General features: G+C 39.0%; 12 protein-coding genes, 1 tRNA gene and 1 pseudogene. 13 read left to right on the plus strand and 1 reads right to left on the minus strand.

Translation table 11 applies throughout. The features are described 5' to 3' along the window. Nucleotides 1-104: 104 nt before the first annotated feature. The 12 genes from dnaN to FC46_RS07205 all read left to right on the plus strand — a co-directional run bounded on the left by dnaN (nucleotide 105) and on the right by FC46_RS07205 (nucleotide 13,672). Complete coding sequence (gene dnaN, locus FC46_RS07150; protein ID WP_057799245.1) at nucleotides 105-1,235, plus strand: DNA polymerase III subunit beta; 1,131 nt, start codon at nucleotides 105-107, stop codon at nucleotides 1,233-1,235. Between the two features lie 217 nt (nucleotides 1,236-1,452). After that, a complete protein-coding gene (gene yaaA / locus FC46_RS07155; protein WP_157046805.1) occupies nucleotides 1,453-1,674 on the plus strand; it encodes a S4 domain-containing protein YaaA in 222 nt (73 codons plus the stop codon). 5 nt (nucleotides 1,675-1,679) lie between these two features. After that, complete coding sequence (gene recF, locus FC46_RS07160; protein ID WP_057799249.1) at nucleotides 1,680-2,807, plus strand: DNA replication/repair protein RecF; 1,128 nt, start codon at nucleotides 1,680-1,682, stop codon at nucleotides 2,805-2,807. Continuing rightward, nucleotides 2,808-4,772, plus strand: coding sequence for a DNA topoisomerase (ATP-hydrolyzing) subunit B (gene gyrB, locus FC46_RS07165; protein ID WP_057799251.1), 1,965 nt, complete (start codon nucleotides 2,808-2,810; stop codon nucleotides 4,770-4,772). It begins immediately after the preceding gene. 10 nt (nucleotides 4,773-4,782) lie between these two features. After that, nucleotides 4,783-7,281, plus strand: a complete 2,499-nt coding sequence (gene gyrA / locus FC46_RS07170; RefSeq protein ID WP_057799253.1) for a DNA gyrase subunit A — start codon at nucleotides 4,783-4,785, stop codon at nucleotides 7,279-7,281. 205 nt (nucleotides 7,282-7,486) lie between these two features. Continuing rightward, complete coding sequence (rpsF, locus tag FC46_RS07175; RefSeq protein WP_057799254.1) at nucleotides 7,487-7,783, plus strand: 30S ribosomal protein S6; 297 nt, start codon at nucleotides 7,487-7,489, stop codon at nucleotides 7,781-7,783. Nucleotides 7,784-7,826: 43 nt separating this feature from the next. Then, nucleotides 7,827-8,351 carry a single-stranded DNA-binding protein gene (gene ssb, locus FC46_RS07180; protein WP_057799256.1) on the plus strand — a complete coding sequence of 175 codons (525 nt, stop codon included), beginning with the start codon at nucleotides 7,827-7,829 and terminating at the stop codon, nucleotides 8,349-8,351. A gap of 30 nt (nucleotides 8,352-8,381) precedes the next feature. Continuing rightward, on the plus strand, nucleotides 8,382-8,618 hold the full coding sequence (gene rpsR / locus FC46_RS07185; RefSeq protein WP_003549366.1) for a 30S ribosomal protein S18: 237 nt from the start codon (nucleotides 8,382-8,384) through the stop codon (nucleotides 8,616-8,618). A gap of 135 nt (nucleotides 8,619-8,753) precedes the next feature. Beyond that, nucleotides 8,754-10,775, plus strand: coding sequence for a DHH family phosphoesterase (locus FC46_RS07190; protein WP_057799259.1), 2,022 nt, complete (start codon nucleotides 8,754-8,756; stop codon nucleotides 10,773-10,775). Nucleotides 10,776-10,786: 11 nt separating this feature from the next. Beyond that, on the plus strand, nucleotides 10,787-11,242 hold the full coding sequence (gene rplI, locus FC46_RS07195) for a 50S ribosomal protein L9 (RefSeq protein WP_057799261.1): 456 nt from the start codon (nucleotides 10,787-10,789) through the stop codon (nucleotides 11,240-11,242). Nucleotides 11,243-11,269: 27 nt separating this feature from the next. Next, the gene (gene dnaB / locus FC46_RS07200) at nucleotides 11,270-12,679 is read left to right on the plus strand and encodes a replicative DNA helicase (protein ID WP_057799263.1); all 1,410 of its coding nucleotides are present in this window, start codon (nucleotides 11,270-11,272) and stop codon (nucleotides 12,677-12,679) included. A gap of 114 nt (nucleotides 12,680-12,793) precedes the next feature. Continuing rightward, nucleotides 12,794-13,672, plus strand: coding sequence for an ROK family protein (locus FC46_RS07205; protein ID WP_057799265.1), 879 nt, complete (start codon nucleotides 12,794-12,796; stop codon nucleotides 13,670-13,672). Between the two features lie 61 nt (nucleotides 13,673-13,733). On the opposite strand, the pseudogene FC46_RS07210 reads toward FC46_RS07205, so the two are convergent. Continuing rightward, a pseudogene (locus FC46_RS07210) lies at nucleotides 13,734-14,959 on the minus strand (DUF2974 domain-containing protein). Nucleotides 14,960-15,076: 117 nt separating this feature from the next. On the opposite strand from FC46_RS07210, the gene FC46_RS07215 reads away from it, so the two are divergent. Further along, nucleotides 15,077-15,149 (plus strand) — tRNA-Thr (locus FC46_RS07215). Nucleotides 15,150-15,375: the final 226 nt, after the last annotated feature.

The following is a 15,375-nucleotide window of genomic DNA, read 5'->3' on the forward strand; positions in this document are numbered from 1 at the left end:
GCTTGTTGATAGTTTTCAACAGAAATCACAGGGTCTACTACTACTAACTAAAAAAATATATAATTAATATAAAAGAAAAACGTACTCGAAACAGGAGGCTGTAAATGAAGTTCTCAATTAACCGAAATTTATTTTTGGAAAATTTGAATAATGTAATGCGAGCTATTTCATCTAGAGCAACTATTCCAATTCTTAGTGGAATTAAGTTGACTTTGTCAGATGAAGAATTAGTTTTGACTGGTAGCGATACAGATATTTCTATTGAAATTAAGATTCCAGTTAGTGAAGATTTAAATGTTGAATCTACAGGTTCAATCGTTTTACCAGCACGCTTTTTCAGTGAAATCATTAAGAAATTGCCGGGTAAAGATTTCTCATTTGAAGTAAGAGAAAGTTTCCAAACCAGAATCGTATCTGAAAATAGTGAATTTACAATCAATGGTTTGGATGCCAATAATTATCCACGCCTTCCAGAAATTGCAGACGAGTCCTCTTTTGTTATTACCGGTAAAGTTTTGCGTGAAATTATCAATGAAACACAATTCGCTGTTGCTACTCAAGAAAGTCGTTTGATCTTATCTGGTGTTCATTTCACTTTTAGTCCTGATGCAATTAAGGCAGTAGCTACTGATTCACACCGTTTATCAGAAAGAACCATTGCTTTAGAAAACGGACCTCAAACTAAAACCGATTTGATTATTCCTGGTAAGAGTTTGCAAGAATTATCAAGAATTATTGGTGAAGCCGATCCTGAAGTTAAAGTAATGCCAGGTGATAACCAAATGCTTTGCCAAATTGGCAACATTTCATTTTACTCACGTCTTCTTGATGGAAATTACCCAGATACTGATCGTTTAATTCCAACTGAAAGCACAACTAGTGTTGAATTTGACTTAAGTGAATTATCAAGCGCACTTGATCGTGCCAGCCTTTTGACTCACGCAGGTCGCAACAATGTTGTTGACTTAGACCTTGATGTCGATAATCAAAAAGTTAAATTAACTGGTACTTCTGCAGAAATTGGTAACGTGGAAGAAGAAGTTAGCTTCAAGAATCTTACTGGTAATAATTTGAATATTTCATTTAACCCAGATTATTTAAGAGATGCTTTGCGTGCTTCTGTTACGGATGCAGTTGTGATGAACTTTACCCAACCACTTCGTCCATTCACCGTTACACCAAATAAAGACGATGTAGAATTCGTCCAATTAATTACTCCAGTTAGAACTTTCTAATTAAGCTAAAAAATCAAAACTAAAGTCACCGAGTTAGGTGGCTTTTTTTGATGCGTTTTTTATATGAGTAGTCTAAGAGAGCGTCCATTTATTTTTAGTGTATTTCACTATGACCAGATACACTTGATAAAAAATCGCTCAAAACGCCTTAAAACGCCGCTTAAGTTTGTCTTTTGTCTGATTAACGAATATAATTGTATATGTAATAAAAAGAGCAATGAAGGTGAGTACTATCAAAGATTTTGCAATTAAGGGCGAGTATATTACCCTAAGTCAATTTTTAAAAGAAGAGAGCATCATTTCTTCTGGTGGCCAAGCAAAATGGTATCTACAAGAGAATCCCGTAATTTTGAATGGTGAATCAGAAAATAGACGTGGTAAGAAATTACACGTAGGCGACAAGCTCGAAGTCGCTGGCGTTCAATACGAATTTCGGTAAGTTTAATGTATTTGGATCGATTTATCGTTCAAAATTATCGCAATTTAGCAAATATAGATACAAAATTTGATCCTAATGTAAATATCTTTATTGGAAAGAACGCACAAGGAAAAACTAATTTACTTGAAGCAATTTATTTCTTGGCATTAACGCGGTCGCACAGAACTAGTAGCGATCGCGAATTAATTGCTTTTGATAAGGAATTTGCCAACATCATGGGGCGTATTCATAAAAGCCAAGTTAATTTGGACTTGCGCATCTTAATAACAAAGAAGGGCAAGAAAGTCTGGATTAATCGCGTTGAACAAGCCAAGTTATCCAAGTATGTCGGTCAGTTGAATGCTATTCTTTTTTCACCAGAAGATCTGGATTTGATTAAAGGAGCGCCAGCGCTGCGCAGACGGTTCATGGATCAAGAATTTGGTCAAGTGAATGCGGAATACTTATATTTTGCTAGCAAATATCGTCAGGTATTACTGCAGAAAAATAATTATTTAAAGCAGCTATCGCGAGGCCAAGCTAAAGATGAAGTTTTTCTTGATGTTCTTTCGGATCAATTATCAGGAATTGCGGCAGAAATTATTTTCCGCCGTTTTAAATTTTTAGAGTATTTAAGTCATGCTGCTAGCGATGCTTACGAACATATCAGCTTAGCTAGTGAAAAATTAGCGATAGCATATCATCCATCGGTTGCGTCAATTGAAGTTGATGATGATACCGAAACGATTTACCAAAAAATCTTAGAAAATTTCAAAAAGACTAAGCAGATGGAAATCAAAAAGGGGACAACTTTGTCAGGACCTCACCGCGATGATATTGAATTTAAATTGGACGGCAAAAATGCGCATCTTTATGCTTCGCAAGGTCAGCAACGCTCAATTGCGTTAAGTGTAAAATTGGCAGAAATCCAACTAGTACATCATTTAACGGATGAATATCCGTTGCTCTTATTAGATGATGTGATGAGTGAATTAGATCACGGGCGTCAAAGTGCCTTACTTGATTATATTCATGGTAAGACACAGACGTTTATTACAACCACGGATTTGGAAGGTATTTCCTGGGAAATAATTAAGCAACCGAAGGTTTATCACATTAAATCCGGCAAGATTAGCTTAGAAGAGGAGAGTTAAATGGCTGATAATCAAAATGAAAAGCTTGATCAGGTGAAAAAATATGAAAAAGAAGCCGACAAGTATAATGCCAGTCAAATCCAAGTTTTAGGTGGGCTTGAAGCTGTTCGCAAACGGCCTGGTATGTACATCGGTACTACTAGTTCTCAAGGTTTACACCACTTGGTATGGGAAGTTATCGATAACAGTATCGATGAACGTTTAGCAGGCTATGCTACTAAGATTGAAGTAACAGTCAATGAAGATGGTAGCGTTACTGTTCAAGATGACGGTCGTGGTATCCCAGTTGATATTCAAAAGAAGACTGGCCGCCCAGCCCTTGAAACTGTTTTTACTGTTCTTCACGCCGGTGGTAAATTCGGCGGTGGCGGATATAAAGTTTCCGGTGGTTTGCACGGTGTAGGGGCTTCAGTAGTTAACGCACTTTCTACTAAGTTAGACGTAACCGTTATGCGGGATGGTAAGAAATATTTTATTTCTTTTGATCATGGTCGTGTTAAGGACGAAATGAAACAAGTTGGTACGGTGCCACCTTCTGAACACGGTACAATCGTTCACTTCTACCCAGATCCAGATATCTTTACTGAAACCACTACTTTTGATGACAAAATCTTAAAGAACAGAATCCGTGAATTGGCCTTCTTAAACAAAGGCTTGAAGTTAACATTTACTGATAAGCGGAAGGAAACTGCGGAAACTGACGTCTTCCACTTTGAAGGCGGAATTAAGGAATATGTTGCCTTTTTAAACAAATCTGAGGAAGTCTTGTTTGATGAGCCTATTTATGTTGAAGGTGACTATGAAGGAATTAACGTTGAAGTTGCTTTGCAATATACAAATGGCTATAAGACAACTTTGATGACTTTTGCCAACAACATTCACACTTATGAAGGTGGGATGCACGAAGCTGGATTTAAGACTGCTTTAACTCGTGTAGTTAATGATTACGCACATAAGGCTAAGATCCTTAAGGATAAAGACGATAATCTTTCAGGTGAAGATATTCGTGAAGGGATGACTGCGGTTGTCTCAGTTAAGCACCCGAACCCACAATTTGAGGGTCAGACTAAGACTAAGCTTGGTAACTCAGATGCTAGAACTGCAGTTGACCGCGCTTTTGCTGAAACCTTTAGCCGCTTCTTAATGGAAAATCCAAGTGTTGGCCGTAAGATTGTTGAAAAGGCTCAATTAGCTGAACGTGCTAGAACTGCTGCTAAGCGTGCTCGTGAAGTTACTCGTAAGAAGTCAGGATTAGAAATTGCTAACTTGCCAGGTAAATTAGCTGATAACACTAGTAATGACCCAAGTATTTCAGAATTGTTCATCGTCGAAGGTAATTCTGCCGGCGGTTCCGCAAAACAAGGTCGTTCACGTTTGACGCAAGCTATTTTGCCAATCAGAGGTAAGATCTTAAACGTTGAAAAAGCGTCAATGGACCGTATTTTAGCTAACCAAGAAATCCGTTCATTGTTCACTGCTTTAGGAACTGGCTTTGGTGCTGATTTTGACGTATCTAAAGCTCGTTACCACAAGTTGATCATCATGACTGATGCCGATGTCGATGGGGCTCACATTAGAACCCTTCTTTTGACCCTCTTCTACAACTACATGCGTCCAATGATCGAAAAAGGATATGTATATATTGCTCGTCCACCTCTTTACCAAGTTCGTCAAGGTAAAGTAATCAAATATCTTGATACTGATGAAGAACTTCATGATTATCTAGGCGGGTTGCAACCAAGTCCTAAGCCTGTTGTTCAACGATACAAGGGGTTAGGTGAAATGTCTGCAGAACAGCTTTGGGAAACAACAATGGACCCAGAAAACCGCAGATTGGATCGAGTAAGCCCAGAATATGCTAAAGATGCCGATGAAGTCTTTGAATTATTGATGGGGAATGAAGTAGCTCCAAGACGTGATTTCATTCAGAACAATGCCAAATACGTTGAAAACTTGGATGCTTAGGAGGAAATAAATGGATAACGACAATCAAACACAAGATCGTAGAATCCGGAACGTTGACTTAACTAACGTTATGCGCAGCTCCTTCTTGGATTATGCGATGTCAGTTATCGTTGCACGTGCTCTTCCAGATGTTCGTGATGGTTTAAAGCCGGTACAACGTCGTATTCTTTACGGAATGAGCGAATTGGGCGTTATGCCTGATAAGCCATATAAGAAGTCTGCCAGAATCGTTGGGGACGTTATGGGTAAATTCCACCCACACGGTGACTCCTCAATTTATTTGGCTATGGCCCACATGGCACAAGACTTTTCATACCGTTACATGTTAGTTGATGGACACGGTAATTTCGGTTCAGTCGATGGGGACGAACCAGCTGCAATGCGTTATACCGAAGCACGTATGAGTAAAATCGCAGTTGAAATGTTACGCGACATTAACAAAAATACTGTTGATTGGCAAAGAAACTACGATGACTCTGAAAACGAACCAGTAGTTTTACCAGCTAGAATTCCAAATTTATTGGTAAACGGTGCTAACGGTATCGCTGTTGGTATGACAACCAACATTCCACCACATAACCTGACTGAAGTTATTAGTGGTCTTCACATGTTGATGAAGAATCCTGATGCAACTACAAAGGACTTGATGAAGGCAATTCCTGGTCCAGATTTTCCAACTGGCGGGATTATCATGGGTCGCGGTGGAATTTATCGCGCTTATGAATCCGGTAAAGGTAACATTGTTGTTCGCGCTAAGACTAACATTGAGACCGAAAAGAATGGTCGCGAACGTATTATTGTTACTGAAATTCCATACATGGTTAATAAGGCAGAACTTGTTAAGAAGATTGCTGATTTAGCTCGTGAAAAGACAATTGATGGGATTACTGGTGTGCGGGATGAATCCGACCAAACTGGTATGAGAATTACCATTGATATTCGTCGCGATGCTAGTGCCAGTGTTGTTTTGAATAATTTATTCAAAGAAACCCAAATGCAAGCTAACTTCGGAATGAACATGGTTGCCATTGTTGATGGTGCACCACACTTCTTAACCTTGAAGCAAATGTTGCAACACTACTTGGACCACCAAGAAGATGTTGTTACTCGCAGAACTAAGTTCGAATTAGCTAAAGCTGAAGCAAGAGCTCACATTTTGGCAGGGTTACTAATCGCCTTAGATCATATTGACGAAATTGTGCGCATTATTCGCCAAAGTGAATCAAGTGACATCGCTAAGGCTTCATTGATTAGCCGCTTTGATTTAGATGATAAGCAAGCTCAAGCTATCTTGGACATGCGTTTAGTTCGTTTGACTGGCTTGGAACGCGACAAAGTTAAGGCTGAATACGAAGACTTGCAAGTTAAGATTGCTGACTACAAGGATATTCTTGCTAAGCCTGAAAGAATCGATCAAATTATCTACGATGAATTGCTTGATATCCAAAAGCGCTTTGGGGACGATCGCCGTACTGAAATTGGTGCAAGCGAAGTAATTTCAATCGAAGATGAAGATTTGATTGAAAAGCAAAATGTGCTGCTTACTTTGACTCATAATGGTTACATCAAGAGAATGCCAATTACCGAATTCAAGACCCAAAACCGTGGTGGTAAAGGTATTAAGGGGATGGGTGTTCAAGATGGTGACTTCACTGAGCATTTGATCTACTCAAGCACGCACGATATGCTGCTTTTCTTCACCAACAAGGGCAAGATCTATTCTAAGAAAGCTTACGAAATTCCAGAATACGGTAGAACTGCTAAAGGTTTGCCAATTGTAAACTTATTGCAACTGGATAAGGGTGAAAAGATTCAAACGGTTGTTAACATTCCTGAAAATGCGGATGACAACTACTTGTTCTTCATCACTAAGATGGGAATTGTTAAGCGTACCCATGTTAGTGAATTCCAAAATATCAGAAACAGCGGTTTGATCGCCTTAACTTTGCGTGACGGCGATGAATTGAGCAATGTTTTAACTACCGATGGTAAGCAAAACATTTTAATTGGTACTCACTTGGGTTATGCAGTCTGCTTCAACGAAAATGACGTTCGTCCAATGGGTCGTACGGCAGCTGGTGTTCGCGGTATTAATTTACGTGAAAATGACTACGTTGTTGGTTCAGAAGTAATTAAGCCAGATGATGAAGTACTTGTTATTTCTGAAAAAGGGTATGGTAAACGTACTCCAGCTAAGGAATACCCAGTTAAGGGCCGCGGCGGTAAAGGGGTTAAGACTACCAACATTACCGAAAAGAATGGTCCACTTGCTGGTGTAACTGTTGTTGATGGTAGTCAAGACATCATGGTTATTACTACTGATGGAATTATGATTCGCTTCAAGATCAACGATGTTTCTCAAACAGGAAGAAACACTTTGGGTGTACGTTTGATCAGAGTCGACAATGATAGCAAGGTTTCAAGTTTGGCAACTGTTCCAAATGAGGAAAATCAGGAAATCATTGAAGCTGAAAATGAAGTAAAGGCTAATGTCGATTCAGAAAGCTAAAAATAATTAGAAAATAAAAAATTATCAGATGTTTTTTGCGTATTTAATATATAGAGGGGTAAAAACTCTCAGGATCACGTGAAAATGTTTGGTAATTTTTTTATTTATATGCTAGAATTAGAAATTGCGAGTAATAATTTTTCCATTACTCCTTGTTCTTAATTCTAGTAAGAACCATATAGTCCAGAAGGAGGTGCAATAGTCCATGGCAACTACTAAGTACGAAGTAACTTACATCATCAAGCCTGATATTGACGAAGAATCAAAGAAGGCCCTTGTTGAAAACTACGACAAGGTTATCGCTGATAACGGTGGTACTATGGTTGAATCCAAAGACTGGGGCAAGCGTCATTTTGCATACGAAATCGACAAGTATCGTGAAGGTACTTACCACATCATGACTTTCACTGCAGAAAACGCTGACGCAGTTAACGAATTTAGCCGTTTGTCAAAGATTGACACTGCTGTATTGCGTTCAATGACTGTTAAGTTGGACAAATAATTTATCGTTTGAGACCGTGATTTAGGAAAGGGAGGACATAAGTATGATTAATAGAGTTGTACTTGTTGGCCGTTTAACACGTGATCCTGAATTACGTACTACTGGAAGTGGAATTTCGGTTGCTACGTTTACTCTCGCTGTTGATCGTCAATTTTCAAACGCTCAGGGCGAAAGAGGCGCGGACTTCATCAGCTGTGTAATTTGGAGAAAGGCTGCAGAAAACTTCTGTAACTTTACTTCTAAAGGTTCATTAGTTGGAATTGATGGTCGAATTCAAACCAGAAGTTACGATAATAAAGACGGGCAAAGAGTATATGTAACTGAAGTTGTTGTAGATAACTTCTCATTACTCGAATCACGCAAGGATCGTGAAGCCCGTGGTCAAAATGGTGGTTTCACACCAAATAATGGAAATGCTGGCGCACAAAACACTAACAATTTCCAACCAAATAATGGAATGAACAATAATTCATCTATTAATAACACAGCATCACAAAATACCCCGCAAGATCCATTTGCTGGTTCAGGTGATACTATTGATATTTCAGATGATGATCTTCCATTCTAAAAATAGACTTTAAAGAAAGGACCTAGGGATATGGCTCAACAAAGAAGAGGCGGCCGTCGTCGTCGTAAGGTTGACTACATTGCAGCTAACCACATTGACTACGTTGACTACAAGGACGTAGATCTGTTGAAACGTTTTATCTCAGAAAGAGGTAAGATTTTACCACGTCGTGTCACTGGCACTAGTGCAAAGAACCAACGTAAGGTAGCTAACGCAATTAAGAGAGCTCGTATTATGGGCTTGTTACCATTCGTTGCTGAAGACTAATAGTTTTCAACATAATCAAAAATAACTTCAAGTCATTATGATTTGAAGTTATTTTTTTCTTTCTTTTTCTTAAACATGCCTTATAAGGTATAATGAAAATTGATGTATTATACCTAATTTAGGAAAGGATCTTTCATGAAAGATTTTTTACGCAAGCTAGAATTACCCGCATTTATTAATGATTCGCGGTTAACAGCTTCATTAATCATCATTTTGGCTTTGTCATTATTTGGCAGTATTATTGGGATGATTATGAATCCACTTCTTGGGTTGGCGCTAGTCTTAATTTTCATTTTGACAGTAGCAGTAGCTGTTTATGGGACCTATGTTTTAGCCGGTAATGCAAATAATTTTGCAATTAACTTATCCTACCGAATTAAACGCAGTGAACAAGAAGCGATGATTAAGATGCCGCTGGGTATTCTGCTATATGATCATAATCATCAGATTCAATGGGTAAATCCTTATCTGCAGTTGTATTTAAAAGATGATGATCTCATCGGACACACGATTGAAGCAGTTGATCCTGATTTGAACAAGCTTCTTAACGATGCAATTAAGGCCAAAACTGTTGAAAATCACATTGTGCAATGGGACGATCACCAATTCGAAATGGTTGTTCAAGATGATCTGGGCGTCATTTACCTGTTAGATATTTCACGTTATGCTAAGATCGAGGAAAAATATAAGGCAGAGCGTCTAGCAATTGGTTTGATTTTTATCGATAACTATGATGAGTTGAGCGAATCAATGCATGACCAAGAACTCAGCAGTATGTTCTCATATATTCAAAATACGTTGAGCGATTATGCAAAAAAATATAATGCTTATCTCAAACGAATCGATGAAGACCACTTTTTGATCCTGCTTCATATGTCTGATCTTGAACAAATGGAAAAGGACAAGTTCTCAGTCTTAGATAAGGTTCGTCAGGAAACAAACCGTAATAACCGTCCATTGACTTTATCAGTTGGGGTAGCCTTTGGTAGTGAATCTTTGACTGAAATTGCTAACCAGGCTCAATCTAACCTTGATTTAGCTCTAGGACGTGGCGGGGACCAAGTTGTTCTTCGCCAACCAGGAAAAGATGCCCGCTTCTACGGTGGTAAGTCCAATCCAATGGAAAAACGAACTAGGGTCCGTGCAAGAATGGTTGCTCAGGCAATTACAGAGTTGTTCAAAGATGCTGATCGCGTTTTTGTTGTTGGACACCAGCGTCCTGATATGGATTCAGTTGGTAGTGGAATTGGTGTTGTTAAGATTGCTCGCCTGCATGATGTTAAGGCCAATTTTGTTCTTGATACTAATGAAACTAACTATGATGTTGGTCGTTTAGTAGCTAGAATGCAAAAAGAAAAGCAGGATACTGATATCTTTATTAGCCCTGAAGACGCCTTAGATCAAGTTACAGACAAGTCTGTCTTGGTCATGGTAGATCACTCTAAGTATTCAATAACCTACTCTAAGAAGCTATATGATCGCTTAAAGAACCGAATAATCGTTATAGATCACCACAGACGAGGCGAAGAATTCCCAGAAAATCCAATGTTAACTTATGTGGAACCTTATGCTTCATCTGCTTGTGAGTTAGTAACGGAAATGATCGAGTACCAACAACCTGCTGGTGGTCAAAGAGTCTTGACAGATCTTGAAGCAACAGCGATGCTTGCCGGGATTGTGGTTGATTCTAAAGAATTTTCACTTAGAACAGGAACAAGAACCTTCGATGCAGCTAGCTACTTGCGTTCAATTGGAGCTAACTCAACAATTGTTAGTTCACTTCTTAAGGAAGATATTGACAGTTTCCTTGAAAGAACCCATTTAGTTGCTACACTAAAGATGGTTAAACCGCATATGGCTGTGATCTGTGGACCTGATGATCAAATAATTGATCCGATTATCACAGCGCAAGCTGCAGATACTGCTTTAGATCTTGAAAATGTTCAGGCCAGCTTCGCTATTACTAGACGTAGTCAAGATACAATCGGTATCTCAGCTCGTTCAATGGGTAAGATCAATGTTCAGATCATTATGGAAAAATTAGGTGGTGGTGGTCACCTCTCTAATGCAGCAACGCAGATTAAAGGCGTGACTGTTGAAGAAGCTCGAGCAGAACTTCTGAAAGCAATTGATGAATACGAAAAAGAAGACGAATAAAGGAGAAAACTATGAAAGTTATTTTTACTGAAGACGTAAGAGGTCGCGGTAAGCGCGGTGAAGTTAAGAATGTTCCAGATGGCTACGCACAAAACTACTTGATCAAGCGTGGTCTTGCAAAAGAAGCTACTAAGGGTAACATGAACACCTTAAAGCGTGTTGAAGCTAATGAAAAGGCAGCTTACGAAGCAGAAAAGGCTGAAGCAGAAAAGATCAAGGCAGTTCTTGATAAGGACGAAACTGTAGTTAACTTCAAATCAAAGGCTGGCGCAGATTCTCGTTTGTTTGGTTCAATCTCAGGCAAGAAGATTGTTGAAGGATTGGAGCAACAATACGGCATCAAGATCGATAAGCGTAAGTTAAGTTTGCCAGAACCAATCAAGGCTTTGGGATACACCAATGTTCACGTTAAGTTGTTCAAGGGTGTTGAAGCAACTATTCGCGTTCACGTTACTGAACAAGATTAATTTTATTTTTTGAAGTGGTTGTGATTGATGGATAATATTGTCTCTCAACAAATTCCGCACGATTCAGATGCTGAAAAAGCCGTATTAGGCGCGATTTTTATCGATCCAGAAGCAATTGCCGATGCTAGTGCGGTAGTTCAGTCGGATGACTTCTATGAACGGGCAAATCGGTTAATTTATGAAGCAATGATGGATTTATCTGATCGCGGGGATGCGATTGATCCACTTACCTTACAAGATGAATTAACTAAGCGAAATCAACTCGAAGATATTGGCGGAATTGCTTATGTGTCACAGCTAGCCATTTCAACTCCGACTGCTGAACACGTAACTTATTACGCTAGAATTGTTCACCGTAAAGCCTTACTTAGACGTTTAATTTCAGCCAGTCAGAAGATTATTTCTAATGCTATCGACGGCAGCGATGATGTTACTGACATTCTTGATGATGCCGAAAGTGAAATCATGAATGTTTCTTCAGAAAATGACACTGGTGGTTTTAGAAAGATCAAGGATATTGTTAACAATGCCGTTGAGGAAATTAATAATATCCCGGATGATGGAAATCTGGTAACTGGTTTGCCAACAGGTTTTGCGGAATTAGATAAAATGACAACTGGACTGCATGATGATGAACTAATTATTATTGCAGCTCGTCCTGGTGTTGGTAAAACCTCGTTTGCTTTGAATGTTGCTCAACATGTTGGACTTTATACTGACAAGACTGTAGCAATGTTTTCTCTTGAAATGAGTGGAGAACAATTAGTACAAAGAATGCTGGCTTCAGAAGGCTTGATCAATTCCCAACATCTTAGAACTGGTCAGCTTGATGAAGAAGAGTGGCGTAAGTTAGTTGTGGCTTCCGGTTCATTAGCTAATACCAGTATTTATATCGACGATACTCCGGGTATCAAGATGAGTGAAATCCGGGCTAAGTCAAGACGTCTTGCTAAGGAAAAAGGCGGCGATGGCGATAAGCCTTTAGGTTTGATCGTTATCGACTACTTGCAGCTGATTGAAGGTCCACGTAGTGAATCACGTCAGCAAGAAGTTTCTGCAATTTCACGGCAGTTAAAAAAGCTAGCTAAGGAATTACACGTACCCGTCATTGCGCTTTCGCAGTTGTCACGTTCGGTTGAACAAAGACAAGATAAACGTCCAGTATTGTCAGATATTCGTGAATCTGGTTCTATTGAACAGGATGCCGATATTGTTTCATTCTTATATCGTGATGACTATTATCGTGATGAAGAAAGTGACGATGATGATGGCGGTCAAGATAGCGGTGAAGTTGGCGCAGAAGACGACAATGGGGAAGTAGAAGTTATTATTGAGAAGAACCGTTCAGGTAGCCGAGGTACGGTGAAGTTGATGTTCTCCAAGCCATATAACCGCTTCTCGAATTTGGATTATGCGCATAGCGATCCGGGGAAGTAATAAAAATCTAACAACTCATATCTGAAAGCCTTTACACATGAAGGCTTTTTTCTTTATAATAAATTCAGCACTAAAACTTTTTTAGATAAAAACTTACAAGAAAAGGATGAAATTATGTCAGAAAAGAAATTTGTCGGTAGTATTGAAGCCGGTGGAACAAAATTTATCGTAGCAGTTCAAGATGTTGAAAGTGGCGAAGTTATTGCCCGTGACCGGATTTCAACCGAAAATCCTAAGAAGACCTTGCAAGAGAGTGCAGAATTCTTTAAGAAGAATAAAGTAGATGCTTTAGGAATTGGTACTTTTGGTCCAATCGATATTAGCCCAAGTTCACGCACATTTGGTTACATTCTTGATACGCCAAAGCCAGGCTGGTCAGGCACTAACTTCAAAGGCTTCTTTGAAAAAGAATTGGGTATTCCTGTTGTGATGACAACTGATGTTAATGCATCTTGCTACGGTGAGTATATTGCCCGCGGCAGAGATGACTCTAAGACCTACTTCTACATTACTATCGGTACAGGAATCGGAGCAGGGATGGTTCAAGCAGGAGAAATGATCGGACTTAACAATCACCCAGAAATGGGGCACATGCTTGTTAAACGCTACCCAGGCGATGATTATGAAGGTCACTGCCCATTCCACGGTGCAAACTGTGCGGAAGGGATGGCAGCTGGTCCATCTCTTGAAGGTAGAACTGGAATCCCTGGTGAAAAGTTATCTCGTGATAATGAAGTCTTCACTTACGTTGCTTACTATGTAGCACAAGTTTTGTACAATGTTTACATGACTGCTCGTCCAGACGTAATGGTCGTTGGTGGTTCTGTCTTAAACGAAGATGATTTAGTTAAGGTCCGTAAATTCTTCGACGAATTTAACAATAACTATGTTGCAACGCCTGAATTGAACGACTTGATTGTTCGTCCCGCCGTTGAAAATAATGGATCAGCTACTTTAGGTGATTTCGAATTAGCTAAGGAACTTTTGAAGTAAAAAAGTAATTAAAAGCCCCTGCATTTGCAGAGGCTTTTTTGTTACACATGAAACAATATGATTATTCTTTAGAATGTTTTTGCATTGCATCTTTGTTTCTCTTTAAAACTTCTTTGTCTAGTTTTACTGCTGGATGGTCTGGATCGTAGAATTCGAAAAAGATTGGCGCTTTTTTTGAATCGTTGCTCTTAGGATAATATTGAAATTCACCATCAACGAATGGTAAGTTTAAATTGGTACGGTATGAATTCCAAATATCAGCAAACATGCTGGTGATAATCTGGCGTTGACTAGGCTCAAGGGACATGAGTACTTTCCCCAAGAGATAAGTACCGACTAATTTGTGATTGGTAATTTGATTAACATCACTAATATCGCAGTTTTCAAAAGCGTCAAAAAGAGCGGAAAACATTTCCCCACGTTTGTCTGTTGGAATAGAATGATTGAAGTGGATTAAGGCATGGCGTAAAATTCGTGCACCGGTCGATAATCCTTCTGCTAAAACAAAGCTGTCACGACCAACTTTCCAGCGACGAGGATCATGTTGGGAACTCATCGGTACGTTAGTTTTAACAATTAGAACTCGTTCAGGATGATCTAACATTGGCCGATGACGGAACTTTCAGGTAAATAAGTCTTCATTTTGCCGATAGAACGTTGAAATCCCGCACTCGTATAAACTTGATGAAAGAAACCTGGGCCGTCAAAGCTTAAAGCCTTAATCACACGATCTTGTAATTCTGGTGAAACTGCACTTAATGCGTATTGCGCAAAGTTGCCGCCTTTAGAGTGTCCCAGTAAATAGAAACGCCTGTCCGGATACTTATTAGCAATTGTTTTAAAGTACTCGGTTGCCACGCTTTGACCATAAACTTCTGCCCTATAATTCATATTCATATCTTCATTCCAACCGATCATGGAACTGTCAGTTCCGCGGTAAGAGATGACAATTATTTTTTGAGTAATTTCAAAAGCAGCGGCAGTAAATTGTAAAGGATGCGGCTCTTTCTCCATGCGATTAGTCCAATTAAGAATTTTAATATCGCCAAGGCGGGGACTCTTTGGAAGAAGCCAAATTTCTTCACCAGTTTCATCGTGCATCTGGTGTTGGAAAGATGGAAGATCATGCAAGCGTTCTGCGACCTCACTGAGGGTGTGTCCCGCAGCAGATTTGTCTACAGGTAGATATACCAAAGAAGCTAGTAAAGAGGCATCAATACTATTAAATGGCTTTTCTTTAAAAGTTAAATCACCACGCCAACGCAAATAATCAAGCGAACCAGCCATAGAATCATCCTTTCTAGTAATGAATTATGTATTGATACTATTGTAGCAATTTTTTTGATTTAAAGTAAAAAAGTGTTTGCTTTTTTATAAACATTTGATACAATATTAAATGTTGACGCTGACTTAGCTCAGTTGGCAGAGCACGTCACTAGTAATGATGAGGTCGGAGGTTCGAATCCTCTAGTCAGCATTCAATAGAATTATCAAGTTTGATTAACCTTTATTTATCAACGTTTTACGAAGATAAGTAAAGGTTAATTTTTTTGTGTTCCAGAAATCATGTACAATTGGATTTTATTGCTTTTTATTGACACTTTTAAGGCTGACTGATAATATTTCAACAAAATCACCATAAAGTATATTTTCGCAAATTGCAATAATAAGTTGGACACTTTATGCAGCTTGATAGATGTTAT

Source organism: Lactobacillus kalixensis DSM 16043 (assembly GCF_001434335.1).
Classification (GTDB): Bacteria; Bacillota; Bacilli; order Lactobacillales; family Lactobacillaceae; genus Lactobacillus; species Lactobacillus kalixensis.

What these genes read in the sequence shown, in the direction of transcription:
- gyrB (WP_057799251.1), top strand. Translation starts at nt 2,808, where the DNA reads ATGGCTGATAATCAAAATGAAAAGCTTGATCAGGTGAAAAAATATGAA.
- FC46_RS07205 (WP_057799265.1), top strand. Translation starts at nt 12,794, where the DNA reads ATGTCAGAAAAGAAATTTGTCGGTAGTATTGAAGCCGGTGGAACAAAA.
- ssb (WP_057799256.1), top strand. Translation starts at nt 7,827, where the DNA reads ATGATTAATAGAGTTGTACTTGTTGGCCGTTTAACACGTGATCCTGAA.
- yaaA (WP_157046805.1), top strand. Translation starts at nt 1,453, where the DNA reads ATGAAGGTGAGTACTATCAAAGATTTTGCAATTAAGGGCGAGTATATT.
- rplI (WP_057799261.1), top strand. Translation starts at nt 10,787, where the DNA reads ATGAAAGTTATTTTTACTGAAGACGTAAGAGGTCGCGGTAAGCGCGGT.
- rpsF (WP_057799254.1), top strand. Translation starts at nt 7,487, where the DNA reads ATGGCAACTACTAAGTACGAAGTAACTTACATCATCAAGCCTGATATT.
- dnaN (WP_057799245.1), top strand. Translation starts at nt 105, where the DNA reads ATGAAGTTCTCAATTAACCGAAATTTATTTTTGGAAAATTTGAATAAT.
- dnaB (WP_057799263.1), top strand. Translation starts at nt 11,270, where the DNA reads ATGGATAATATTGTCTCTCAACAAATTCCGCACGATTCAGATGCTGAA.
- gyrA (WP_057799253.1), top strand. Translation starts at nt 4,783, where the DNA reads ATGGATAACGACAATCAAACACAAGATCGTAGAATCCGGAACGTTGAC.
- rpsR (WP_003549366.1), top strand. Translation starts at nt 8,382, where the DNA reads ATGGCTCAACAAAGAAGAGGCGGCCGTCGTCGTCGTAAGGTTGACTAC.
- FC46_RS07190 (WP_057799259.1), top strand. Translation starts at nt 8,754, where the DNA reads ATGAAAGATTTTTTACGCAAGCTAGAATTACCCGCATTTATTAATGAT.
- recF (WP_057799249.1), top strand. Translation starts at nt 1,680, where the DNA reads ATGTATTTGGATCGATTTATCGTTCAAAATTATCGCAATTTAGCAAAT.